This window comes from Halococcus qingdaonensis (genome assembly GCF_024508235.1).
Taxonomy (GTDB): domain Archaea; phylum Halobacteriota; class Halobacteria; order Halobacteriales; family Halococcaceae; genus Halococcus; species Halococcus qingdaonensis.
Genome location: NZ_CP101943.1, coordinates 1,541,397 through 1,565,459, shown reverse-complemented (window position 1 = coordinate 1,565,459; position 24,063 = coordinate 1,541,397). Strand labels below are relative to the sequence as shown.

22 protein-coding genes and 1 tRNA gene are annotated in these 24,063 nt (G+C 66.7%); 11 read left to right on the top strand and 12 right to left on the bottom strand.

Annotation, left to right across the window (positions count from 1 at the left end):
• Positions 1 to 70 precede the first annotated feature (70 nt).
• Both NO363_RS08095 and NO363_RS08090 read left to right on the top strand, forming a co-directional pair.
• Positions 71 to 1,048, top strand: a complete 978-nt coding sequence (locus NO363_RS08095; protein ID WP_256684266.1) for a class I SAM-dependent methyltransferase — start codon at positions 71 to 73, stop codon at positions 1,046 to 1,048.
• A 64-nt stretch (positions 1,049 to 1,112) separates the two neighbouring features.
• Positions 1,113 to 1,187, top strand: a tRNA-Thr gene (locus NO363_RS08090).
• Positions 1,188 to 1,197: 10 nt separating this feature from the next.
• On the opposite strand, the gene NO363_RS08085 is transcribed toward NO363_RS08090, so the two are convergent.
• Genes NO363_RS08085 through NO363_RS08065 form a run of 5 tightly spaced genes read right to left on the bottom strand, consistent with a single transcriptional unit; the run spans position 1,198 to position 8,234 of the window.
• Positions 1,198 to 2,616 (bottom strand): HPP family protein, encoded by a 1,419-nt coding sequence (locus NO363_RS08085; RefSeq protein WP_256684264.1) that lies wholly within the window; start codon positions 2,614 to 2,616, stop codon positions 1,198 to 1,200.
• A gap of 57 nt (positions 2,617 to 2,673) precedes the next feature.
• Entirely contained in the window at positions 2,674 to 4,677 is a 2,004-nt protein-coding gene (locus NO363_RS08080; protein ID WP_256684262.1) for a DUF2079 domain-containing protein, read from the bottom strand.
• Entirely contained in the window at positions 4,674 to 6,707 is a 2,034-nt protein-coding gene (locus tag NO363_RS08075; protein WP_256684260.1) for a DUF2079 domain-containing protein, read from the bottom strand. Before NO363_RS08075 ends, NO363_RS08080 begins: the two co-directional genes overlap by 4 nt.
• Entirely contained in the window at positions 6,700 to 7,191 is a 492-nt protein-coding gene (locus NO363_RS08070; RefSeq protein ID WP_256684259.1) for a GtrA family protein, read from the bottom strand. The genes NO363_RS08075 and NO363_RS08070 overlap by 8 nt, the downstream gene beginning before the upstream one ends.
• Complete coding sequence (locus NO363_RS08065) at positions 7,188 to 8,234, bottom strand: glycosyltransferase family 4 protein (protein WP_256684258.1); 1,047 nt, start codon at positions 8,232 to 8,234, stop codon at positions 7,188 to 7,190. The genes NO363_RS08070 and NO363_RS08065 overlap by 4 nt, the downstream gene beginning before the upstream one ends.
• A 553-nt stretch (positions 8,235 to 8,787) precedes the next feature.
• Between NO363_RS08065 and NO363_RS08060 the strand changes: the two genes are divergently transcribed.
• Together NO363_RS08060 and NO363_RS08055 are read left to right on the top strand one after the other, a co-directional pair.
• The gene (locus NO363_RS08060) at positions 8,788 to 10,284 is read left to right on the top strand and encodes an MATE family efflux transporter (RefSeq protein ID WP_256684256.1); all 1,497 of its coding nucleotides are present in this window, start codon (positions 8,788 to 8,790) and stop codon (positions 10,282 to 10,284) included.
• Positions 10,285 to 10,393: 109 nt separating this feature from the next.
• Positions 10,394 to 10,840: a universal stress protein gene (locus NO363_RS08055; RefSeq protein ID WP_007741681.1), complete on the top strand. Its 447-nt coding sequence runs from the start codon at positions 10,394 to 10,396 to the stop codon at positions 10,838 to 10,840.
• Positions 10,841 to 10,897: 57 nt separating this feature from the next.
• Here the strand turns inward: NO363_RS08055 and NO363_RS08050 are convergent, their stop codons facing one another.
• Positions 10,898 to 12,232 carry an MFS transporter gene (locus NO363_RS08050; RefSeq protein WP_256684255.1) on the bottom strand — a complete coding sequence of 445 codons (1,335 nt, stop codon included), beginning with the start codon at positions 12,230 to 12,232 and terminating at the stop codon, positions 10,898 to 10,900.
• Positions 12,233 to 12,768: 536 nt separating this feature from the next.
• Here NO363_RS08050 and NO363_RS08045 point away from each other — a divergent pair.
• The gene (locus NO363_RS08045; protein WP_256684253.1) at positions 12,769 to 14,118 is read left to right on the top strand and encodes a sulfatase; all 1,350 of its coding nucleotides are present in this window, start codon (positions 12,769 to 12,771) and stop codon (positions 14,116 to 14,118) included.
• 310 nt (positions 14,119 to 14,428) lie between these two features.
• Here the strand turns inward: NO363_RS08045 and NO363_RS08040 are convergent, their stop codons facing one another.
• The gene (locus NO363_RS08040) at positions 14,429 to 14,611 is read right to left on the bottom strand and encodes a hypothetical protein (RefSeq protein WP_256684251.1); all 183 of its coding nucleotides are present in this window, start codon (positions 14,609 to 14,611) and stop codon (positions 14,429 to 14,431) included.
• A gap of 124 nt (positions 14,612 to 14,735) precedes the next feature.
• A complete protein-coding gene (locus NO363_RS08035) occupies positions 14,736 to 15,536 on the bottom strand; it encodes a polyprenol monophosphomannose synthase (protein WP_256684249.1) in 801 nt (266 codons plus the stop codon).
• Positions 15,537 to 15,664: 128 nt separating this feature from the next.
• Between NO363_RS08035 and NO363_RS08030 the strand changes: the two genes are divergently transcribed.
• Both NO363_RS08030 and NO363_RS08025 read left to right on the top strand, forming a co-directional pair.
• Positions 15,665 to 16,204, top strand: coding sequence for a PH domain-containing protein (locus tag NO363_RS08030; RefSeq protein ID WP_256684247.1), 540 nt, complete (start codon positions 15,665 to 15,667; stop codon positions 16,202 to 16,204).
• 1 nt (position 16,205) lies between these two features.
• Positions 16,206 to 16,448, top strand: a complete 243-nt coding sequence (locus NO363_RS08025; protein WP_256684245.1) for a hypothetical protein — start codon at positions 16,206 to 16,208, stop codon at positions 16,446 to 16,448.
• 1 nt (position 16,449) lies between these two features.
• Here the strand turns inward: NO363_RS08025 and NO363_RS08020 are convergent, their stop codons facing one another.
• Together NO363_RS08020 and btuC are read right to left on the bottom strand one after the other, a co-directional pair.
• A complete protein-coding gene (locus NO363_RS08020) occupies positions 16,450 to 17,670 on the bottom strand; it encodes a heme ABC transporter ATP-binding protein (RefSeq protein ID WP_256684243.1) in 1,221 nt (406 codons plus the stop codon).
• A complete protein-coding gene (btuC, locus tag NO363_RS08015; RefSeq protein ID WP_256684241.1) occupies positions 17,667 to 18,728 on the bottom strand; it encodes a vitamin B12 ABC transporter permease BtuC in 1,062 nt (353 codons plus the stop codon). Before btuC ends, NO363_RS08020 begins: the two co-directional genes overlap by 4 nt.
• Before the next feature lie 61 nt (positions 18,729 to 18,789).
• Here btuC and NO363_RS08010 point away from each other — a divergent pair, with 61 nt between their 5' ends.
• The 3 genes from NO363_RS08010 to NO363_RS08000 all read left to right on the top strand — a co-directional run bounded on the left by NO363_RS08010 (position 18,790) and on the right by NO363_RS08000 (position 20,605).
• Complete coding sequence (locus tag NO363_RS08010; protein ID WP_256684239.1) at positions 18,790 to 20,043, top strand: PGF-CTERM-anchored ABC transporter substrate-binding protein; 1,254 nt, start codon at positions 18,790 to 18,792, stop codon at positions 20,041 to 20,043.
• A gap of 65 nt (positions 20,044 to 20,108) precedes the next feature.
• Positions 20,109 to 20,387, top strand: a complete 279-nt coding sequence (gene srp19, locus NO363_RS08005) for a signal recognition particle subunit SRP19 (protein WP_256684237.1) — start codon at positions 20,109 to 20,111, stop codon at positions 20,385 to 20,387.
• Entirely contained in the window at positions 20,384 to 20,605 is a 222-nt protein-coding gene (locus NO363_RS08000) for an H/ACA ribonucleoprotein complex subunit GAR1 (protein ID WP_256684235.1), read from the top strand. The genes srp19 and NO363_RS08000 overlap by 4 nt, the downstream gene beginning before the upstream one ends.
• A 2-nt stretch (positions 20,606 to 20,607) precedes the next feature.
• On the opposite strand, the gene NO363_RS07995 is transcribed toward NO363_RS08000, so the two are convergent.
• The gene (locus tag NO363_RS07995; RefSeq protein WP_256684233.1) at positions 20,608 to 21,474 is read right to left on the bottom strand and encodes a YihY/virulence factor BrkB family protein; all 867 of its coding nucleotides are present in this window, start codon (positions 21,472 to 21,474) and stop codon (positions 20,608 to 20,610) included.
• Between the two features lie 95 nt (positions 21,475 to 21,569).
• Between NO363_RS07995 and NO363_RS07990 the strand changes: the two genes are divergently transcribed.
• The gene (locus NO363_RS07990) at positions 21,570 to 22,580 is read left to right on the top strand and encodes a presenilin family intramembrane aspartyl protease PSH (protein WP_256684231.1); all 1,011 of its coding nucleotides are present in this window, start codon (positions 21,570 to 21,572) and stop codon (positions 22,578 to 22,580) included.
• On the opposite strand, the gene NO363_RS07985 is transcribed toward NO363_RS07990, so the two are convergent.
• A complete protein-coding gene (locus NO363_RS07985) occupies positions 22,577 to 24,031 on the bottom strand; it encodes an amidase (RefSeq protein WP_256684229.1) in 1,455 nt (484 codons plus the stop codon). The two genes, NO363_RS07990 and NO363_RS07985, sit on opposite strands and share 4 nt — an antisense overlap.
• Positions 24,032 to 24,063: the final 32 nt, after the last annotated feature.

Genomic DNA, 24,063 nt, shown 5'->3' with positions numbered 1-24,063 from the left:
TAAACGACTCGCACCGTCGGTCATCGCATCGAAACGCCACGCTTAGGCCGGCCCGGCGGCGACTGCGGGCATGGAACTGCCGTGCGTCCGCGCCGCGCGCGAGAACGGCGAAGCCGTGCGGGCGGCACTCGCCGAGCGCGACCTCGTCGATCGCGACCACGAGATCACCGTCGTCGATGGGAAGATCTTCATCCCCGTCACCGACAGCGAAGCGGTTCCCGACGAGTACGCGGTCGTCACGCACGACGCACCGGCACGCGAGACGCAGGACATGCCCGCCGATATCCTCGGGTTCGAGCCGACCTACGAGCGCCTCGGCGACGTCGTGCTCGTCGACGAGGCCGATCCCGAACGCGCCGAGCGGATCGCGGCGGCGGTGATGGAGTCGGCGCTTCCCGTCGAGACGGTGCTGAACCGTGCCTCGAAGGTCACCGGCGAGTTCCGCACCCGCGAGTGGGACCACCTCGCCGGCGGCAGCACCGAAACCGTCCATCGCGAGTACGGCTGCGAGTTCGCCCTCGACATCGCCGAGGTGTATTTCTCGCCTCGGCTGGCGACCGAGCGCCACCGTGTGACCGAGAAAATCGCGGCGGGCGAGCGAGTGGTCGACATGTTCGCCGGTGTCGGCCCGTTCGCGATCCCGGCGGCCAAGCGCGGGGCGGAAGTCGTCGCCGTCGATCTGAATCCGGTGGCCGTCGACTATCTTCGCGAGAACGCGCGGCGCAACGACGTCGCGGAGCGAATCATGGCCATCGAGGGCGACGTGCGCACGGTCGCCGAGGAGTACGAGGGCTGGGCCGACCGGCTCGTGATGAACCTGCCCCACAGCGCCGACGAGTTCCTCGATGCGGCGGTGCGCCTCGCGAGCGACGACTGCCTGCTCCACTACTACGACATCCAGCACGAGTCGGATCCCTACGGGCCCGGCGAGCGCGCGATCCGCGCGGCCGCCGAGGAGCACGAGGTCACGATCGAGAGCCGTCAGTCGGTGCGCTCGTACGCGCCCCACGAGCTGAACGTCTGCCTCGACGTGCGACTCCGTGCCTGATCGATGGCAGTCGATCACGGCGATTCGCAACGATTATACCGTTCGTCGGCGCAGTTGGAAGCAGGCCGGTGTAGCTCAGACTGGCTAGAGCGAATCCTTCGTAAGGATTAGGCCGAGGGTTCAAATCCCCCCACCGGCTTCCTCGATTTCTACTCCCGTTCGAGCGGCCGGTAACGCCGATCGACGATGGCGACGTCACACTCGATATCGTGGAGGCGCTGGAAGGTCGCCGGCGAGAGCAGCCGCGAGACGGCGCTGCGGTCGGCGCTCGCGCCGAGCATGAGGAGGTTCTGACGCGACGAGGCGTCGGCGAGGAACTCCTCGATCGGGCCGTGAGCGACGCGGGTTTCGATCCGCTCGGAGAACGTCTCGACGAGTTCGGCGAGCATGCTCTCGGCGTCGCGGCGTTCGTACTCGCTGTCGATGCAGTGACAGAGGCTCACCTTGCCCGACCGGCCGGTGAGCCGGCAGGCGAAATCGAGCATGCTGTGGGCGACGTCGCTCGCGCGCCGGACGGAGACGAGCACCCGCGACCAGTCGGTGCGGCCGTCGGCCGAACGGTGGGCGATCACGTCCATGTCGGTCCGGAAGAGCGAGGTGACGAACGAGGCGGTGCGGCCGTCGGCGCGCTCGTACGGCGTCACGATGAGATCGCAGTTGGCCTCGCGGGCGGCACCGAGCGCCGTCGTCGCGGGTGATTCCGCCCCGCGCTCGATGACGACCACTTCGCAGGGCACGTCCATCGTCTCCTCGATCCGCTCGGCGTACGATTCCAGATGGCTGGCGTGGGTCTTCGTCGCCGTCGATACTTCCATGTCCGTCCCGCCGTCGGTGGCGACGTCCTCGGGCGACTCGACGATATCGAGCAGAACGACCTTCCCGGCGTCGTGGGCGGCGGCGATGCGCGCGCCGAAGGACGCGGTCGCGTCGGCGTGATCGCCGCGCATCGGCACGAGGACGTGGTCGTCACCCTTGGTCGACTGGTAGAGATAGCGCGCCCGGTGGCGGTAGACACGCCGATGCCAGAGGACGAACACGCCAGCGACGAGCAGGCTCGACACGGCGATGCTGAGTACGTAGCTGAACCCCGGTGCGTCGTCGACGACCGCGAGCAGCGCCGTCGAGAACGCCGCGGGCTCCTCGATGCTGAACGCCCACGTCGCCGCGCCCGTGAGCAACATCGCGAGCGCCGCGCTGGGAGCGTGGATCGATCCGGGACCGCCGGCGTAGAACAGCCAGCCCGTCAGCTCGATGGCGAGCCAGCCACACAGCGCGCCGACGGTCAGCCCCGCGACGAACCGTAGCGGCGACGAGTAGCGCTCCTCGGGGTGGGCGAAGAGTAGGTATGCCCCGGAGGCCAGCGGCGGGAAGAGCAGAAAGGAGAGGTTCGTCGTGTTCGCAACGAGCGTCACCAGCCCGACCAGCAGCGGGACGAACAGCACGACCGACAGATGGACGAGGTTTCGCGTGCTCTCCAGCCAGCGGCGGAACTCGTGGAACTCCCGCCGCTCGAACCGCCGCGAGCGCGACACGACGGCTCGGCAGTACGCTCGCACTTCCTCGCGCATACTCACTCCTCGGTGCTTGGACGAAAAACAGCTTCCGCATTCGATACGGCCGAACCGTCAGTTCGCGCCCCTACTGCTGTTCGGCCCCGAGGCCGACTGGACGGTGACGTTTTCGAGCGCGAGCCGTCCCGCGCCGCCGGCCTGCGAGGCGCGGAACTCGACGTTCGAGTGCATCCGATCGAGCGTGAACGGGACGGTGACCGTTTCGAGGCCGTCAGTGTCCGTGACGTTCTGGCTCGCGACCGGTCTGGGCGTGGTGCCCGCGGCGACCTCGAGGTTCGCGACCGGCTGCTCGCCGGCACTGGTCGCGTTGACCCGGAAGGTCGCCACGTACTCGCCGGGCGGCAACATCGTGCCCGGACCGTACCAGTAGTAGGTGCTCTCACCGCCGCCGGAGCCGACTAGCTGGCCGTCGATCCGCAGCGCGTCGTTCGGGATGAAGTCGTCCAGCTCGTACGTGCGCGGCTCGACGGTGTAGTTCCCGCGGATTCCGTCGGGTGAGCCGTTGTAGCCACGTTTGAACACCCATACCTCGTCGTCGTAGCGCGCGAGTCCGTACTCTTTTCCGAACTGCTCGGCGTAGGTCGTCCTGACCGGCTGCGCCCACTCGACGCCCTGCGTTTCGAGCTTCGTATCGAGGAGGATATACTCGGGTGTCGGCTTCTGGTTGTTGCGCTGATACCGGTAGAACAGCGTCCGGTTGGCGCTGAAGGTCGCGTTCGGTCGCTCGGCGACGTGGGGGAAGACGTCGTTCTGCGTGAGCAGCGAGGCGTTGTCGGGCACCGTGTCGATGCCCTCCTCCAGCATCTCCGTGTGGTCGTTCGTGCCTGGCACGGCGTTTTTCTCCGCGCCGATGGCGACCCCGACTGCGAGGTTCACCACTAGCACGAGCGCGAGCAGTCCCGACAACACCGTTCGTGCCGAGGCACGCGCGCTCTCGGTGTCGACGATCTCGCTGGTGTCGATGCGTGCGAGCACGCGCACCGCGCCGATGTAGACGAACGGCAGCAGGTAGAGCGGGTAGTGTGCGCCGAAGGTGTAGTAGACGTCGCGGCCGGCGAACACCCACGCGAAGCCGATGAAGGGGATCAGCGACCCGAGCGTGAGCTCGTCGGCGACCGCGAGGAAGAGCACGGGCAGGAGGAGGAGTACGAGATAGACCACCTTGTCGAAGATCGCGACCGAGACCGAGTCGATGATGAGCTCGGGATTGCCGAGCACGATCGTGACCAGCTGCCCGATCCCCACTCGCGACCCTTCGACGAACGGCTGAAGCGGGGCCGCGATCACGTCCGTCGGCAGCCCCGAGGCATCCGTGTACTGGCCGATGGCCCACCCCGAGATCATCCGCACGGCCACGAGGATGCCGAACGCGATGCCGATGTACGGGGCCTCGCGCCGGAGTCGGCCCCCGCGAAACGAGACCACGACGAGCCCGACGAGGAAGCCGCCGACGAGGATTGTCGTGAACTCGTTGGTGAACAGCACGAGCGTGAGGAAGGCGAGGAAGGCGATGTAGCGCCGTTCGGAGTAGGTGTAGTAGGCCGCGAAGATCAGCAGGGGCAGGAGGATCTGCTCCTGGAAGTCGAACAGCCACGCCGACCAGAGAAACGGGTTGAGCGCGTACGAGGCCGTCAGCAGCCCTGCGAGCCGGTCGCTCTCGATGTGGCTGCGCGCGAGGATCCAGAGCATCGGCACGCTCGCAGCGAGCAGCCCCGACTTGATCACGAGCAGCGTGTACGGCGACGGGACGAGCGCGTAGATCGGTAGGAAGGCCAGCAGCGTCGCCGTGAAGTGACCGCCCCAGTAGGAGCTCTCGGGGCCGCGGACGGTGTATTTGCCCTGTTCGAGAAAGCCCTGGCCGTGCAGGGTGCTCTCGAACATGTGGATGTAGCTGCCGAAGTCAGCGCCCGTGAGCCAGAAGCTCCGGTAGAGCAGGGAGAGGTAGATCGAGAAACCCACGAACAGCGCCAGCGCGAGCGCGAGGACGTACCACGTCGGGCTGGAGCGCTCGGGGAGGTAGTCGCCGACGGTCGCGGCGACCCGGTCGGTCGTGCTCATGCACTCCCCGCCGAGGCATTCGTAGTAGCGTTTTTCGATTCGTAGCTCACGCGCACCCCGTCGAGCGCGATCCGGCCCGACCCCTCACGGATCCCGCGGAACTCGACGTCGGTGGTCGTCTCGTCGATGGTGAAGTCGACGGTGACGTTCCGCCAGCCGTCCGTCGACGTGACGGACTCGCTGGCGATGCGGCCGTGATCGTCGCCACCGGCGACGTCGACCGTCACGACGGGATCGGAACCGCTCCCCGAGGCGTTGACCCGGAAGGTCGCGGTGTAGCTACCCGGTGTAAGCGTGTCGTAGGGCCCGAACCAGAGGTAGTCCCCAGCCGAGCCGTTGTCGCTCACGATCGTCCCGTCCATGCGCTCGCCGGTACCCGTCGCCATGCTCGCGGCGTCGTAGTGGCGCGCACCGGGGTCGGACTGGGTGATGCCGCGGACGGGACCATCGTAACCACGCTTGAAGATCTGAATTCCCTCCTGATACCGATAGAGGCCGTACTCGTCGCCGAGGCGATCGGCATAGGTCTGCTGGACGGCCCGCGCCCACGGCGCGTTCGGGTTGAGCTGCGTATCGAGCAGCAGATACTCGGGTGTGACGTTCTGCCAGCGCTTCTCGTAGGCACTGAACGTCCCCGGACTCACGATGAACGAGGCGTTCGGGCGCGTCGCCACGTGGGGGTAGATGTCGTTCTGGGCGATGAGCGAGGCGTCCTCGGGGATCGAGTCGATGGCCGTGTCGAGCGTCTCCTGGTGATCCTCGTCGGCCGGCGGTGGCACGGCGAGATGGCCGCCGCCGGAGGCCGCACCGCTGACGAGACAGAGCACGAGCACCGCCGAAACCAATCCGGCGAGCGTCGACCGCGAGGGCCACCGCAGCGCGTCGAAGCGACCCGAGAGCCGGCGGAGGGCGTGGATCGCGCCGATGTAGACGAACGGGAGCAGGTAGAGCGGGTAATGTGCACCGAACTCGAAATAGACCGCCTTGGCCTCACCGGTGAACACCCACGCGAAGCCGAGATACGGCGCGAGCGCCGCCAGCGAGAGCTCGTCGAACAGCGCGAGAAAGGCCACCGGTAGCATGAACGCGACGAAGAAGAGCAGTTTGTCCGCGACCGCGAACGTCGCCGAATCGATCAGTAGCATGGGGTTCGCGAGGACTGTCATCGCGAGATCGACGATCGAGACGCGCCCCATGCCCTGGATGAACGGCTGGAGCGGTTCGGCGACCACGTAGGTCGGCAGGCCGCCGAAGACGCTGTAGTAGTCGATGGCGGCGCTCGATGCGACGCGCGCGACGACGACGAGCACGCCCGCACCGAGGATCATCGGGCCGCGTTTCCTGAGTCGGCCGGCGATCGCCGCGGCGACGAACAGCCCGCCGATGAAGCCGATCGTGGGGAAGACGACGAACTCGTTGGTGAACAGTACGAGCGCGAGAAAGCCCAGAAACAGCAGCCGGCGGTCCTTTTGATAGCAGTAGTAGGCGGCGAAGAGGAAGGGCGGTATCAGCACCTGTTCCTGGAAGTCGAACGACCACGCCGACCAGAGAAACGGGTTGAACGCGTACGAGACGGTCACGACGCCCGCGAGGCGGTCGCTGTCGAGGCGGTCGCGCGCGAGCAGCCAGAGCACCACCACCGACGCCGCGAGCACGAACGATTTGGCGACCAGCAGCGTGTACACCGACGGAACGAGCGCGAACAGCGGCAGGAACAGCAGGAGGGTGAGCGAGAAGTGTGCCCCCCAGTACGAGCCGGAGGGATGGCTCGCGCGATATTTCCCGTGCTGGAGCCAACCCTCGCCGTCGAGCGTGCTCGAAAACATGTGGGTGTAGGCCCCGAGATCGGCCCCCGTCGTCTCGAAGCGGGCGTGCATCAGCGCCGTGTAGATCGAGAAGCCCACGAACAGCGCCAGCGCGAGCGCGAGGACGTACCACGTCGGGCTGCCGCGCTCGGGGAGGCTGTCGAGTACGCGATCGGAAAGCGAATCGCTCGTACCGATCGAAAGCGATTCCGTGAGCCTACTCACGCTTGTCCTCACCGAGATAGCGCTTGACCGTCTCGAACGACATCGACGAGCCGTCCGAACTCCAGACCCACTTCTCGCTCGCGCCGAACCCCCAGAGCACGCCGACTCCGATGCGGAGGATGTTCGAGATCGAGGGGTTGATATGCAGGAGATCGACGAAGACGATCAACGCGACGGTGCCGATCCCGACGCCGACGACCCGCGTCGCACCGTATTTGAGCCCGCGCCAGAGCCACTGACCGATGCCGGCGGTACCGTTCTCGCGCCACGTCCAGCTGTCGTTCATGATGTAGTTGGCGAAGATGCTCACCGCACTGCCGAGCAGGCCGGCGACGATATACTGGAGACCAACGGCCTCGTAGGTGAGCAGGAACACGCCTTGGTTGATGACGATTCCCATGACGCCCACGAGGAGATATTTGAAGAGTCGCTTGTTCTGCGGGTCGAACAGCGAGCGCTCGCTGAGTTCGTCGAGAACGCTCATGCGCGTACCTCCGTCCGGGTTGCGCCGTTCTCGCTCTTGGTCGGCGGCGAGAGGAGCAACTGCTTGAGTCGAGAGTAGACCTCCTCGAAGCCGTGGGATTCACCCTCTTCTCGCGCGCGACGACAGCGCTCCTCGTAGCCGTCGTCGTGTCGCCACTCGCCGTGGATGCGAGCGATCGCGTGGGCCAGCCCACGCGGGGTTTCGGCCTGGAGGACGGCCTCGTTCTCGCGGACGTGTGTCGAGAGCGGTGTCGTCACGACGGGGGTGCCCGACGCGCAGGCCTCGTTGATCACCATGCTGTCGGTGTCGACGCGCGCCGGATGGAGGACGACGTGGGCACGTGCGTAGGCGTCGGCGAGTTCGTCCTCGGTGAGGAAGCCGAGACCGTCCACGTCGCCCGCTCCGTCGCCGGTCGTCACGACGTGGACGTCGTCGGGGAGCCGCTCGGCCACGGCCTGGATCGTGTCCCAGCCCTTCTCGCGGATGTGGGCGGCGGTCGTGAGCACGGTGAACTCGTCGGCGCGCTCGTCGCGATCGGGGCTGAACTGCTCGATGTCGACGAAGTTCGGGATATGTACCGTGTTCGCGTGGGGCGAATCGTAGGCCGGCGTGACCGAGTGGACGACGTCGAAGCGCGAGAGATCGCGCTTGCCGAGCAGCCGGTAGAGCAACTTCGTCGCCGTCGGCACCAGGCCATAATGGGCCTCGTAGAGCTTCTCGGAGACGTAGACCCACGAGTGGATGCCCGCGATGCGCGTGTCGCCGCCCGAGAAGAACAGCTCGGAGAAGGGGTTGTAGAAGACGTAGGCCGTGTCGAACCCGGAGAGGTCGTGGTGCCAGGCCTCGCGGTAGGGAACCTGAGAATCGAGCACCTCGCGGACGTCGACGCGGCGCTCGCCGCCGGGGGCGTAGGGGAGCGCGCGCACCGAGACGTCGACGCCGTCGGCTGCAAGCCGATTGGCGAGCGCGCAGACCCACTTCTCGCCCCCGCGGTAGTGTTCGACCGAGAGGTGCGGACAGAGTGCGATTCGCGTCCCCGTCATCTCAAGGTCGTAGCGAGGTCGCCGGGTTTGTTCGAGGCGAGCGACCGCGCGGGGACCGTTCGCGCGAGGGACAATTCATTAGGGAAACGAACCGACCCCGACCAATTAAGTATTACCTATCGGACTCGATGCATGTGTCGCGTCCACAACCCGGACGCCACGAGATAGTCTTCGACCTGCTACCGTGGTCGATACTGTCTGATAGAGCTGGTCGAGCCGAATAATGCGATGATCCGTCCGTGGACGAGAAGAGACAGAAGCTTTTTAACCGAACGGTTAGTTGTATCGACAACGGCTGACTGTACGGTCAGCACTTGACGACTATGACTGACGAGACGATCACCGATATCACGGATGCCACCTCTCGCACGCTGTATGAGTGCGGTACTGGTGCGTTGCGGACGCGAATCACGACGTCCACGAACAGCACGAACGACACGATCATCACGACGGTTCGACCGGAGACTATCCACCGCGTCGGTCACGAAACCGCGACACGCGGAGCTCCCGGCTCCGCCAATCACATCTCCGTCAATCGAGGAGTTGTCACCGAGTGAGCCTCCGAAGCCGTCTCGGCGGCCTGTTCAAGTCCCGCGAGGAGTTCGATCTCACGTCGGGCAGCATCGGCAAGCCGCTGTTCTATCTCTCCCTGCCGATCATCGTGCAGAACCTCTTCCAGACCGCCTACAATCTGGGTGATACGTTCTGGCTCGGGCAGTACGATACGACCGCACTGGCCGCGATCAGTTTCGCGTTCCCGATGGTGTTCCTGCTGATCTCGCTCGCGCTCGGGCTCTCGGTCGCGGGCAGCGTGCTCGTCGCCCAGTACACCGGAGCCGGGGAGGAACGGAGAGCCGAGTACGCCGCCTCCCAGACGGTCATCTACGCAGTGGTGGCCTCGCTCGCTCTCGGCGCGGTCGGCTACTTCTTCGTCGACGAGTTGCTCGCGTTGCTCGGTGCCGGGCCCGAGATCGCGCCGCTGGTGAAACAGTACATGCAGGTGTACACGATCGGTCTCGTGGCCGTCTTCGGCTTCGCCGTCTTCATGTCGCTGATGCGCGGCTACGGCGACACGCTCACCCCGATGTACGTGATGGCGGGCTCGGTCGTCATCAACATCGTGCTCGACCCGATCCTCATCTTCGGCTTCCAGGACAACCCGCTGTTCGGGTTGCTCGGCGCTCGTGGCCTCGAAACGTGGCTGTTCGGCCTCACAGGCTACACCGGCTCCGGGATCGCCGGAGCCGCGATCGCGACGGTGTTCGCCCGGGCGCTCGCGTTCGGGGTCGGTCTCATCGTCATGTTCCGCGGCAATCGCGGCGTCAAGATCAGGTTACGACAGATGGTGCCCAGTCTCTCGTTCGCGCGCAAGGTCGTCGACATCGGCGTTCCGGCCTCGGTGGAGGGGACGGCGCGCTCGCTGTCGATCAACCTGCTGTTGGTCGTCATCGCCGCGTTTCCCGAATCGGTCGTCGCCGCCTACGGGATCGGGACGCGGATCTTCTCGGTGATCTTCCTGCCGGCGCTCGCGGTCTCGCAGGGCGTCGAAACGATGACCGGGCAGAACATCGGCGCTGGCAAACTCGATCGCGCCGCGGAGACGAACAACTTCGGCGCTCGCGCCATGCTCGTCGGCCTGACCCTCCTCGGCGCGCTCGTTCTGATCGCCCCCGAACCGATTGCCGCTGTCTTCACCGACGATCCCGCAGTCGTCGCCCAGAGCGCGACCTTCCTCCGCTACTCCGCCCTCTCGTTCGGATTCATCGGCGTCATGCGGGCGTACACCGGCGGATTCCGGGGTGCGGGGAAGACGATGGTCGCGGCGGCGATCTCGCTCATTTCGCTCGGGCTCGTCCGGCTGCCGATCGCGTGGCTCGGAGCGGCAGCGCTGGGCACCATCGGTCTCTGGATCGCGTTCCCGATCTCGAACCTCGCGGGCGGGATCGTGGCGTATCTCTGGTTCAAGCGTGGAACCTGGCGCGAACAGGACCTCACCGAATCGAACGCCGGCGCGGACGTGGCGGGAGCGGAGACATCGATGGACGACTGAACCGACGGTTCGGGACCGTTGCAACCACTCGGACGACGTCAGCTGGTACGAACCAGTTGTGACCAACGTTATACCGTGTCGCCGAATATTTTCGCACAGGCCGACTACGATGTTCGATCGAATACTCCTCCCGACCGACGGTAGCGATCCGACCGAATCAGCGGTGACGATGGCGCTCGGACTCGCCGAAACGCACGACGCGACGCTCCACGTGCTCTTCGTCGTCGATCCACCTACGTCAGTTACTGGTGTCGGTGACGGCTTCTCGGGGCTGGACAACTTGCTCGATGCGCTCGAAGAGGAGGGTCACAGCACGACCGACGAGATCGCCACACAGGCGAGCGAGCGCGACATCGAGACGACGGCGGCCGTCAGGCGGGGGAACCCACACGACGACATCCTCTCGTACGCGGACGAAGCCGATGTCGACGTGATCGTCATGGGAACCCACGGTCGAACGGGTGTCAAACGGGCGCTGTTGGGAAGCGTGACCGAGGACGTCGTCCGTCATTCCGCGATCCCGGTTCTCACCGTGCATCGCGATCCCGACGAATAGCCCGCTTTCGATTCGATTTGGTATCACCACTGGGATTTTTCGACCGGTTCGACGGGGTCAGTGAAGTGCTGCTTCGTCCGTGGATTCGTCGGGCTCGGAGATGACGTACTTCAGTGCGATGGCAATCCCGACACAGAGCAGGCTGAGGACGACGAAGACACCGAACCCGCGTGCGTAGCCGATCTCACCGTACGCGTCCGCGAAGTAGCCCATCAGTGGCAGGATGACGAGCGTGCCCCCGCCGCCGATGCCGCTGATCCAGCCCGACGCCCCGCCGACGGCCTCCGGGACGAACTTCGGCACCAGTTCGAACACCGCGGCGTTGGCGATCCCCATGCCGGTTCCCAGCACCATCATGCCGACGATCGCCGGCCAGAACCCGGTGACGACGGTCATGATCGCGCTGCCGAGCGCCATGATCGCGAAACTGATGATGGCGACGATCTCGCCACCGAACCTGTCGCTGATGCTGCCGGCGGGCACGCGGATGAGCGATCCGTAGGCGATGAAGAGCCCGGCCAGAAACCCCGCCGTCGCGAGCGACAGCTCGTGGAACTGTGCCCAGTAGGTGGGGAACCAGGCCGACAGGGACGTGAATCCACCGCCGAAGGAGACCGTGTAGAGGAAGACGAGAATCCACGTACGACGGTTTTTCGCGGACGTCTTCAGCGAGTCCCACGCGCCTCCCGACGGGAAGATGTCCTGTCCGAGATCGTCGGCGATCCGTCTCGATTCCTCCGGATCGGTGCCCTGTTTGCGGAGCTGGAAGTAGTAGGGATCGACGGCGTACAGCGCATAGATGACGGTAGCGACGAGCATGAAGACCAGCCAGATCGTGTAGCTCCCGGTCAACCCCACGAGCCCGATGAGCACCGGGAGCCCGAGGGTGATCATCCCCGGGCCGATGTTCCCGATCCCGGCGAACGCACCGAGCGCGAACCCCTGTTTGTCGCTCGGATACCAGTAGGAGGTCTGTGAGGTCCCGACCGAGAAGGTCGCGCCGCCGGCACCCGCGAGCAGTCCGAAGAGGACCAGCAGCGGATAGAGACTCATGTCGAAGTTCTCGGGATAGGTGAAAAACAGCGTCACGACCAGTCCACCGGTCCCGACGAGCGTCGACGCCATGAGGATGAGAAACGGTTTCTTCCCGCCGACGTCGTCCACCCAGGCACCGAAGGGGATCCTGAGGACCGCTTTGCTGAGATGTGGGGAGGACAGCAGGAGTCCGTGGAAGATGCCGGTAAGGGCCAGCTGGTCCTCCAGAATGGGTCCTGCAGCGCCATAGAAGACGATCGTCGTGAGGCCGGCGAAGAAGACGAACGTCGACAGTGCCAGCCCTCGTCTCGGCGTTCCCGTTACCCCGTACTCGTCGGCTGCGTGGGCATCGCTCATTACGTGGATGCCTCGTCCCCTCGGCGTATGTACTATACGAATTCTCCTCGCCCGTACCCCGTGAAAACAATTTGATGAGTGGCCCTCGCGGCGGATCACGGATTGTGGTTCTCGACCAGAACTGCGAACGAATCCCCCGATCGATGGGCAGTCGTTAGCGATTCCCGACTGAATTCGTCAGACGATATCAGTCGCGATAGTTCCGCAGCGCGATCCAGCCGGCGGCGATCGCGCAGACGGCCCCGACGACGAACGCGACGGGTTGGCCGGACGCGCCTCACTCCCAGCCCAGGGCCGTCGAGCCGAACAGCGCAACTGCCACCGCGAGCAGTCCGATGGCGGTGCCGATCGTCGATGTATCGCGCTCGAAGAGTGATGCCATAGCGGAACTATCAGTAGCATCGACATAACTGTTCGCCGTGCCTGCTCGGTTTCGCTGACGAACGGGCGGGGTCGGTGGGGGAAGGAGAGCCGACGGGGACGAGCGTCGAGACGAATGGCAAAACAAATGGCCGGGCGTGTAGTGGTGACGACCAATGAAGACGCTGCTGTTGACCATCGACGCGTGGCGCGCCTCGCATGCCTCGTTCGCGCCCGATGCGGTAGGCGATCACACGCCGAACCTCGCAGCGCTCGCCGAGGAGGGGACGGTCTTCTCGCAGGCCGTGAGTCACGGTCCGGCGACACCCTACGCCTTCCCGTCCGTGTTCACCTCGACGCTCCCGCTCGATTACGGTGGCTACGAGCAGCTGAGCGACGAGCGGACACTGGTGAGCGAGGCGCTCCAGGACGCGGGCTGGAGCGCCGCGGGCGTCCACGCGAACCCGTGGCTCGGCGAGAAATACGGCTACGGCCGTGGCTACGACATCTACCGCGACGTCGGCGAGTTCGGCCTCCCCGGACTGGAGCGGGGCCGGCAGTTCCTGCTCGACAACTTCTCGCTCGATAGCCCCGTCTATCGGGCGGCACAGTCGCTCTATCGCACGGTCCAGGAACCGTTGCGGATGCTCGGCGGTGGCGACGCGGCCGAGATCGAGGTGGCGCGCGAGGCGCTCGAAAAGTCGAGCGACGAGACGTTCGTCTGGACGCATCTGCTCGAACCCCACGCGCCGTACACGCCGCCGAAGCGCCATCGCGAGGCCGTCGGCGTGCCAGAAACCGACGCGACGCCCTCCCAGCTCGTCACGCGCGCCCAGCACAGCCCCGAGGAGTTCACCGAACGCGAGCGCGAAGTCATCCGTGGGCTCTACGCCGCCTCGGTCCGCCACGCCGACGAGAAGGTCGGCACGCTCCTTGACGCGGTGGACGACGACACCCTCGTGATCGTCTCCGCCGATCACGGCGAGGCGCTATTCGAGCACGGCCAGGTCGGCCACGAGCCGGCGCTGTACGACGAGCTCACGCACGTCCCGCTCCTGGTCCGTCCGCCGGGCGGCGCGGTAGAGGGGCTGGTCGAGACGCAGGTGCGCCACATCGACATCGCGCCGACGATCCTGGATTACGCCGACGCCGAACGGCCGGATTCCTACCGCGGGCGCTCGCTCCGGCCGGCCGTCGAGGGCGAGGGGATCGACGACGAGATGGCCATTTCGGAGGTCGCTTCCTCGGCGACCGAACCCGGTCGGCTCGCGCCCGACGAACTCCAGGTCGCGGTGCGCACGCCCGAGCGAAAGCTCATCCACGCTAACGGTGAGGTGCTGGCGTTCGATCTCCGGGACGATCCCGAGGAGCGCGAGCCGATCACCGACCCGGTCGGCGACGACTGGGACGATCTCCGAACGGTGCTCGACGACCGGCTGGCGACCATCGATATCGGCGAGAGCGAGGGTGTCGATCGCGACGAGGAGGTCCAGGAGCGCCTGCGGAACCTCGGCTATATCGACTGAATGGGTTGCGGCTGTGCGGTGCGGCGGCAGTGCAGTCCTGGCGGATGAAGGGCGAACGAGCGGCGGGCGGCGCGAACGAAGTGATGCGCCGCCGTGCGAACGGCGAACGGGGTGAGCCGTGAGCAGCGAGTGAGGGCTTCGGCGGTGCTGTGCGGTAGCTGTTGGGAAGATATCGATGTCCGCGCGAGTGTAACGAGCGCGGTTCACCGCTTGCGCGGTTTGCGAGCGGGCGTTTTTAGTCCAGGTTTTTGGAGAGGGTTTGACCGAGCGCCGCAGGCGCGAGGGAGGACCCTCTCTAAAAAAGTGGGTGTTAGAGACTCCACTGCGGGTCGAGCGGCTCCCAGGTGATGGGATCGACCTCGACCGGGCTGAGCCCCGTGTGATCGTGACACGGCGCTCCAGGAACCGATACTTCGTGGAGACACGGCCCGTCCTCGGTGGGGCGAGCGCAGACCGGTGTCCCCTCGTTGGTAGGGCAGACGGTGCTTGCCATACCTGAACATAGAGCGACTGCAGGATGGCCTTGGGGCCTGCGCATGCTCGCCGTATATATCGGGGTGTGTGATCGTTTCGAATCGGGTGACGGCGTGGGTGTCGACCGTCGATCCGTTCTGACCTCAGTTCGTGTCGGGGCTGCGCCGGAGCTGATAGATGTGTTCGAGAAATTCCCAGTATTCGTCGGCGCTGAGCTTCGACTCGCCGCGTTCGCGTTCGGTGAACACGTAGGGAATCTCGACGACGCGCTCGTAATCGCACTTCATCAGGACTTCGAGCAGGATCTTGTAGCCGGTGGGTGCGAGCGCGACGTCGTCGATGAGTTCGCGTCGAATGGCGAAGAAGCCGCTCATTGGGTCGGCGATCTGCCGAGTTGGCGGCAGGGCGAGTTTGGTGATCGCCATCGCGCCGCGGCTGACGAGCCGCCGGAAGCGCGACCAGTTCTCGACGCCGCCGCCGTCGACGTGGCGGCTGCCGATGGCGATGTCGGCCCCGTCGTCGAACGCCGCGATGAGCTCGGGGAGCTTCTCGGGTGGATGCTGGAGGTCGGCATCGATGACCGCACAGCACTCGTAGCTGGCCTCGTCGAAGCCCCGGGAGACGGCGGTTGCAAGTCCCGACTCCTCAGTGCGGCGCACGATGCGGACCGTCTCGGCGTCCGCGTAGGAGTCGGCGACGAGCTGCCAGGTCTTGTCCGGCGAGTCGTCGTCGACGACGACGATCTCGAAGCGGTAGTCGGCGAGGGCGTCGCGACAGCGCTCGACGACGCGCTCGATGTTCTCGCGCTCGTTGTACGTCGGGATGATGATGGAGACCGAGCGCCCGCGGCTCGCCGTCGCCTGCTCCTCGCGGCTGCTGTGGTGCGTTCCCGATCCGCTGTCGGGGGCGATTCCGCGGCCGCGTTGGCTGGGGCGGTCGGTCACGATGATTCCTCTCCACGCCCGGGGCTAAAAACCGTTAGCACTTCGGACGCGCCCTCGCTACGCGTTGACAGCCCGTCGACGGCCCGCGGACACAACCTGTAAGTCACTGCTCGTCCAGGAATCAGGGGATGAGTTCGGCAGCCGCAGCGAGCGACTGGGTACATCTGACGGGTGAGGAGCGCGTGCTCTGGGCCGGCATGCCGAGCCTCTATCCGGCGATCCCCACGTTCGTGGTCGCGTTCGTGCTGAGCATTCTCGGCGTCTGGCTCTTCCGCGACGGATCGCTCCCTCTGCTTCCGTCGTGGCTCGCGCTCGTGCTCGTCCCGTTCGGTGCGCTCGCTGCCGTGTGGGCGTATCTCTCGCGCTGGAGCACGCGCTACGTGTTCACGACCAAGGCGATCTACGAGAAACGTGGCGTGCTCTCGCGAACGGTCACGCAGATCCGTTTCGACCGCATCCAGAACACCGCCTTCGAGCAGTCGATCGTCGAGCGTACCCTCTCGTACGGCGACATCGAGGTCTACACCGCGGGCACCGGCGGGGTGAACCTCTCGCTGCGCGACGTGCCCGATCCCAAACGTGTGAACGCGCTCGTGACGACCCGCCTCGGCGAGACCGCCCGCGCGAAGCGACCGGACCGTTCGACCGACGAGCGTCCAACGGTGTAGCATGGTCGACGAACGGTGGCTTGGCCTGCGGCCGCGAACGGCGACGCGACTGCTCGTCATCGTGATCGTCTTTCTCGGGCTGTTCGTCCAGTTTCGCGAACCGCTCGCGACGCTCGCGGGACTGCTCCTCGATGGTGTTTCCGGGCGTGAACTGACGCTCGTGTTGCTCGCATTGCTCTCGGCGCTCGTCCCGCTGCTGATCGCCACCGCGATCGCCGACGCGCTCTACGACCGGTTCGGCTGAGTCAGTCGTCGGCCGGCGTCTCCAGCCGTCGCGGCTCGCCATCGAGTCGTGCCTCGACGCCCGTGACCAACTCCCCGATATCGGTGACGCGTGCGGTCTCGATATCCGTTGTGCGCTCGTCAACGATTGCCTCGCCGACAGCTTCTCGGACGACGACCAGCCGTCGAGCGTGCTCGGCGAGCGCACGGTTGGTTTCGTCCGTGCCGGCGAGCACGGTGCAGTCGGCCGCCTGCACCGACTGGGAAGCTTCTCGACGAACAGCTCCGTCGACCGGTGCGAACGGCGCTGCCGTGACAGTATCGACGTCGTGTGCGCGGGCGGTGTCGAGCGCTCGGTCGTCGTCCGGCAGGACGCCCGCCGAGACGGAAAATCCAGCCGTCGCGAGCGCGGCGATCGCACGGGAAGCGGTGTGACCGCCACCCAGAACGTGGACGTGTGCGTCGCGATCGGGCCGGCTCTCCGTGACGGTGACGTCGGGCGTTCCGGTGACTGGATGGTTCGTCACCGTCGCCTCGGTCCCGAAGGCGTGCTCGACGTGCTCCTCGGCGAGTACCGACTCCGGCGTGCCGGTCGCGAGGAGTTCGCCGTCGGCGACGAGCGCCAGCCGGTCACAGAAGCGTGCGGCCAGCGAGAGGTCGTGAATCGCACAGAGCGCTGCGCGATCCTCGGCGACGAACTCGCGGGCCAGCGAGAGGATCCGCACCTGGTGATCGATGTCGAGGCTGGCGGTCGGTTCATCGAGCAGGAGCGCGTCCGGGTCCTGACAGAGTGCGCGGGCGACGACGACGCGCTGGCGCTCGCCGCCGCTCACCGCGTCGATCGATCGGTCGGCGAAGCGCGCGACGTCGGTGCGTTCCATCGCTCGCTCGGCGTGCTCGCGGTCGGTTGGAGAGACGCGCTCGAAGCGCGAGCGGTAGGGTGTCCGTCCCATCGCCACCACGTCGCGGACGGGGAAGGCAAAGGAGAGGCTCGTCTCTTGCGGGACGGTCGCCACCTGACGAGCGAGCGCACGCGCCGAGAGTTCGGTCACGTCGTCGCCGTCGACGGTGACGCGGCCCGCCGTCGGTTCGAGCAGCCCGTTGATCGTCCCTAGGAGCGTGCTCTTGCCTGCGCCGTTCGGCCCGACCAGCCCGACGAGCTCGCCCCGATCGACGGTAAGGTTCACGTCCGAAAGGGCCTGGACGTCGCCGAAGGCAATCGAGAGGTCTTCGACGTCGATCACAGCGCGTGCACCTCCCGACGGCGGAGCAAGTAGAGGAAGAAGGGCGCGCCGACCGCCGCCGTCACGATCCCCACGGGGAGTTCTGCGGGCCCCGATCGTGCGAGCGTGTCCGCGGTGACGAGGAAAACGCTCCCTGCGAGCGCGCTCGTCGGGAGTAGGATTCGGTGGTCGGGACCGACGAGCAGCCGCATCACGTGGGGAACGACGAGCCCGACGAAGCCGATGACGCCCGAGACCGCGACCGCACCGGCGGTCAGCACGCTCGACAGGGCCAGGAGAACGCGCTTGCTGCGTTCGACCTCGATGCCGAGCGAGTGGGCTTCGTTCTCGCCGAGCAGGAGCACGTTGAGATCGCGCGTATAGGTCACCAGCACGGCGAAGACGACGATCGCGACCGGCAGCGTCGTCGTCACGTCGTCCCAGCCGGCGTTGTGGAGGTGGCCCATCAGCCAGTAGGTCACTCGTTCGAGGCTCTCGCCGGCGTTGATGAGCAGATAGGAGATGACCGCCCCCAGGAAGGTCTGTACCGCGACGCCCGCGAGTAGGAGGGTGGCGACGGGCGTCCGTCCGCTCTCGGTGGCGATGAGATACACCCCGAAGGCGGCGATCAGCGCGCCAGCGAACGCCGCTCCCTGGAGCCCGAGGGCGAACGGGGTGGCGATGGGGAGGACGATCCAGGCGACCGCACCCGTCGCCGCCCCCGTCGAGACGCCGATGATCGAGGGATCGGCCATCGGATTTCTGAAGAACCCCTGCATCACCGTCCCGGACGCGCCGAGGGCGAAGCCAACGACCGCCGCGAGCGTGATCCGGGGCAGGCGGAGGTCCATGACGATCGTGCGGGCGGTCTCGGGGACCGTGAACGAGAGCGAGGGGAGCGCATCGAGAATGACTCGCGCCACGATGCCGTACTCGATGCCGACCGGTCCGAGCGTCGCGCTCGCGAGGACGACCCCGACTAGTGCGAGCGCGAGACCGGCCGACCACGCGAGCGCGCGCGAACCGACCGTCCAGCGGGCGTCCGACCGCGCCGCGGCCGTCGCCCCCTCACCATCCATGAACCCAACTGCGCTTGGGTTAGATAAGTATTTATTGCATAGCACCGCAGGAGGGGAGTGTATGCTCTCGAAGACAGCGAGTGCGGTGATGATATTACTAGTGGTGGTCGCCGGTATCGGACCGGCCGCGGCGTCGCCGGCCGCGCTTGGATCGCAGCCGGCACAGACGGCGAGCTGTTCGTTCCCGGTGACGGCGACCGACGCGACGGGGACCGACGTCACCGTCGACGAGGAGCCCGAACGGATCGTCACGCTCCAGCCGAGCGCGGCACAGACGCTCTGGGAGATCGGTGCGCGCGACAAGGTGGTCGGCGTCTCCAAGTACGCCAGCTATCTCGACGGGGCCGAGAGCCGGACGAACATCTCCGGTGCGGGCCAGCAGTTCGTCAACGTCGAAAAGGTCGCGGGTCTCGAGCCCGACCTCGTGCTCGCGCCGAACACCATCCCGAACGAGACGGTTGACACGCTGCGCAACGCCGGTCTGACCGTCTTCAAGTTCGAGTTCGCGGACTCGTTCTCGGACATCTCCTCGAAGACGAATCAAACGGGCCAGCTTGTCGGGGCGTGTGACGAAGCCGAACGCACCGTCTCCGAGATGGAAACACGCGTCGGCGCGATCCGGCAGGCGATCGGCAACGAGTCCGCACCGGGCGCGCTCTACCTCCAGACCGGCAGTTTCGTGCCCGGCAACGGCACGTTCATCGGTGACGTTCTCACGACCGGCGGCGCGGAGAACCTCGCCGCGAGCGAGGGGATCGAGGGCTATCAGAAGATCAGTTCCGAGGTCGTCGCCAGTCGGAACGTCGAGTGGATCGTCACGTCGGACCGCTCGATCGTCCCCGACGAGGCTCCCTGGTCCGAGACGACCGCCGTCCAGCGAAATCAGACGCTCGTCGTGAACGGTAGCTACATCAGCGAGCCGGCACCGCGGGTGATCCTCCCGCTGACCGAGATCGCCCGCAACCTCCATCCCGAGGCGATCCAGTCGGCGAACCTCTCCGAGACGTCCATCGGACAGGCGAACCGTAGCACGAACGCGACGACCGCACAGCCGATCGCGGCCGACGGCGGCACCGTGACGACGAGTGCTGACGACGCTGCGACGAGCGCCGATGACGGCGCGACGGCAGCCGCGACCGACGGCAGCGGTGCAGCCGACGACGCAACCGACGCGGCCGGCGATGCGACCGACGCTGCCGCGACCGACGCCGCCGCGAACGCCACCACGACGAGTTCGGGGAGCGGTCCCGGCTTCGGCGTGACGATGGCGGTCGTCGTGCTGCTCGGCGCGGCGCTGCTCGCCCGGCGGACGTAACGAGCGACTCGATCGGTGCGGCCCGGTTGCAAGCGGTTTAATTCCCCGGGTGGCGAACGGCGGGCATGGTCGAGAACGTCATCTGGCCGGCCTATCTCGATGCGTCACTGAGTCGCAACGAGGGCCGGCGCGTCCCCAGTACCGTCGCCGTCCCGGAACCGACCGTCGACGAGATCGCCAGCGCGGCCGGCCAAGTCGGCTACGACGTGGCGATCGAACGCGAGAAGACCTATCCGCGCGAGTACGAATCCAGGGGGCGCGTGCTCATCAAGGACGCCGACGACGATGGCAAATCCGATCTGCTCCAGGCGATCGCAGCCTACGTCAGCGCGCTCCGCGAATGAAACGCGCTGGCGAGGTCGTCGGCGTGGCACAGGGGATGGCGATCGTCCACGCGCCCGACGAGAGCCATCCCGCTATCGGAACGCGACTGCTCGAACAGGACCTCTCGACCGCGGGCCAGGTCGTCGACGTGTTCGGCCCCGTCGAGCGGCCCTATCTCTCCGTCGATACGACGAACGGGCCGGCGGCGCTGCTCGGCGAACGACTGTACAGCGATTGAGTTCACCAGCGCCAGCGGCCGGACTCGCCGGATGGTTCGAACGCAAGCGGCGCGTCGAACGGTTCGTCCTCGTCGCCGAAACGGTCGGAACGCCCGGCGAGGACGACGTTGACGACCGCACCGAACAGGAGGACGACGCAGCTGTAGTAGAGCCAGATGAGCACCAGCAGGACGCCGCCGACGATGCCGTAGGCGGCGTAGCGGCCCGCGTAGGCGACGTAGAACTGGAAGACGAACTCCGTGAGTGCCCAGCCGAGCGCCGCGACGACGGTTCCGGGGACGACCTCGCGCACCGAGACGTCGACGTCGGGGACGAAGTAGTAGAGCGGCAGGAAGGTCACGGAGAGGCCGACGATCAACAGGAGCGTGCCGAACCGTTCGACGGTCGGCAGGATCGGGACGACCGCGAGCACGCCGCCGACGAGCACGACGGTGCCGACCGCAAGCCCGACGGCGACGAGGACGACGATCGCGTCCCGGAGCTGTTCGAGAAGCGATTTCGCCTCGGCGACCCCGTAGACCGCGTCGAAGGCGATGTCGAGCCCACGAAAGAGTTTGAGCGCGCTCCACAGCAGCGTGACGAGACCGAGCGCCGAGGCCCCGGTCTGGCCGGACGGATCGGTGAGCACGTCGGCGAGCACCTCGCGCGCGCTGTCGGTGAGCGTCGATTCGAGCAGCCCCGTGACCTCCCTGGCGAACGCCTCGCCGCCGACGACCGAGGCGGCGACGAACGAAAGGATGAACAGTGGAATCAGCGAGAGGAAGGCGTAGAACGCCAGGCTCCCCGCCATGAACGTGAGGTGGTTCTCGGTCGTTTCGGCGATCATCGCCCGCAGTGCGACGACCGGACGCGACGAACGGAGATTCATGCAACCCTCGTACAAGGGAAGGGTTGCCGACGCCTAACTCTTCGCCTTCGCCGACACAACGAAACCCCGAAGGTCGCGCCCGGGGTTCGTGGGATATGCACCAGCGCACGCGAGCGATCGCGGCCAGCGGGGCCACGATCGTCATCTTTCTCCTCGTTCAGGCGGGCGCGGTCGCGCTCGCCGGCCCCTTTGAGAGCGCGGGCTATCGCGCCGTCGAGAACCCGTCGAACCCGACCAACAGCATCGCCTACATCGGCGCGATCCTCGTCGCGACGGCGGCGATGCTCGCGGTCATCAAGTTCGACCTCGACTGGCTGCTGCGCGGGTTCGTCATCCTTTCGAGTGGGCTCATCTCCCTGTACGTCTTCTCGGTTCTCGCCCCGCCGCTCTCGATCGTCGTGGGTGGCGTCGCGATCAACCCGCTCGCGATCGGCCCCGCGATCGTGCTCGCGCTCGCCCTCTTGCTCTATCCCGAGTGGTACGTCATCGACGCCGCGGGCGTCGTCATGGGTGCGGGCGCGGCGGGCATCTTCGGCATCAGTTTCGGCCTCCTGCCGGCGATCGTCCTGCTCACAGTTCTCGCGGTCTACGACGCGATCTCTGTCTACGGTACCGAGCACATGCTCGCGCTCGCCGACGGCGTGCTCGATCTCAAACTCCCCGTCGTGCTGGTGATCCCGCTCACGCTCTCCTACTCCTTTCTCGACGACGCGCCGGCGACCGACGGCGGGGACGAACAGAAGTCCGTCGAAGCCGACGGTGGCGACGCCGACGAGACGAGCGCCGACCGCCCGGACGCCGACGACCGCGACGTCTTCTTCGTCGGCCTCGGCGACGCGGTGATGCCGGCCGTGCTGGTCGCGAGCGCCGCCGTCTTCGCGCCTGCCGAACCCCTGTTCGCCGGTTTCGCGCTCTCGCTACCGGCGCTCACGGCGATGGTCGGCACGGTCTGCGGGCTGGTCGTTCTGCTCTCGCTCGTGATGAAGGGCCGCGCACACGCCGGCCTGCCGCTCCTGAACGGCGGCGCGATCGGTGGCTATCTCGTCGGTGCGCTCCTCTCGGGAATCCCGATCGTCCGCGCGCTCGGCCTCGGGCCGTATCTCTAACTCTCCTCGCCTGGTGGGTAGGCGTCCTGCCACGGCCGCACGCGTTCGAGCGCGGCGCTCGCGGCGAGCACCGTCTCCTCGGAGTGGCGACGACCGACAATCTGGAGGCCGACCGGCAGCCCGTCGACGAACCCTGCCGGGATCGACGCGACCGGGTGGCCCGTGAGGTTGAACGGCCACGTGAGACACCAGTCGACGACCGGGTTGGCGACCGATTCGCCGTCGATCTCGCTTGGACCGTCACGGCCGTGCTCGAACGGTGGGACCGCGGTGGTCGCGCTGACGAGCAGGTCGTGCTCCGCGAAGATCGACTCGACGGCGTCGTAGAAGGCAGTTCGCGGTCGTTCGGCCTGCTTGTAACCGAGCGCGTCCGAATCCTCGCCGATGGAAACCAGCGTCGCCGTCGAGGGCATGAGCTGCTCGCGGTCGTCCTCCCCGATCCGCCCGTCGGCTTCGAGTCCGTCGACGAGTGCGGCGAACAGCACCGTGGTCTGCTGCGTGAACGCGTATCGCAACTCCGATAGCGTGCCCTCGTAGGATGGATCAGCGTGCTCAATCTGTCCGACGACGCCCGCGAGATCGTCCACTGCGTCGTCGAGTTCCTCTCGAACGCGGTCGGCGACGTCGAACAGTCCGAGATCGGGGCTGTACGCCACGGAGAGTCCGTCGGTCGCCCGATCGGTGGCCGCGCGGTAGTCGGTCGTGGGCGCGGGCAGACTGTACGGATCGCTCGGGTGCGGTCCCGAGAGCACGTCGAGCGCGACGGCAGCGTCCTCGACTGTTCGTGCGAGCGGGCCGCTGCTCGAAAACGGCGTCGCCATGCCGAAGGCGTCCGGTCTGAGTGCGTTCGGCACCCGACCGAACGAGGGTTTGATGCCGTAGATGCCGCAGTTGGCGGCCGGAACCCGGATCGAGCCGCCGGTGTCGGAACCCTGTGCGAACGCCGCCAGCCCGTCGGCCACCGCCGCCGCGCTCCCGCCCGACGATCCTCCTGAAGTTCGTTCGGGATCGAACGGCGTCCCCGTCCGGCCGTGGAGCGGGTTCTCGGTGACGAGTTTGTGGCCGAACTCGGGCGCGTTCGTCGTCCCGAGCACGATCGCCCCGGCGCGTTCGAGCCGTTCGGTGACGACCGCGCTCTCGTCGGGGACGAACTCGCCGACCGCCGCCGAGCCCATCGTCGCCGGCACGCCCGCCTTGAATCCGAACAGGTCCTTTAGCGCGATCGGCACGCCCGCGAGCGGCCCGGGATCCTCGCCGCGGTCGATCGCCGCCTCGATCTCCCGGGCGCGCTCGCGGGCCTCCTCTTCGATGACCGTGACGTAGGCGTTGGTCACGTCGTTGCGCTCGGCGATGCGATCGAGATAGGCGTCGACGACGGTGACCGGCGAGCGCTCGTCGATTCTGATCTCCTCGGCGAGCCCTGCTGCCGACGCGAACGGAACCTCTGGCATACCGTCCCCTCTCCCGCCGGTGATTTGTCTCT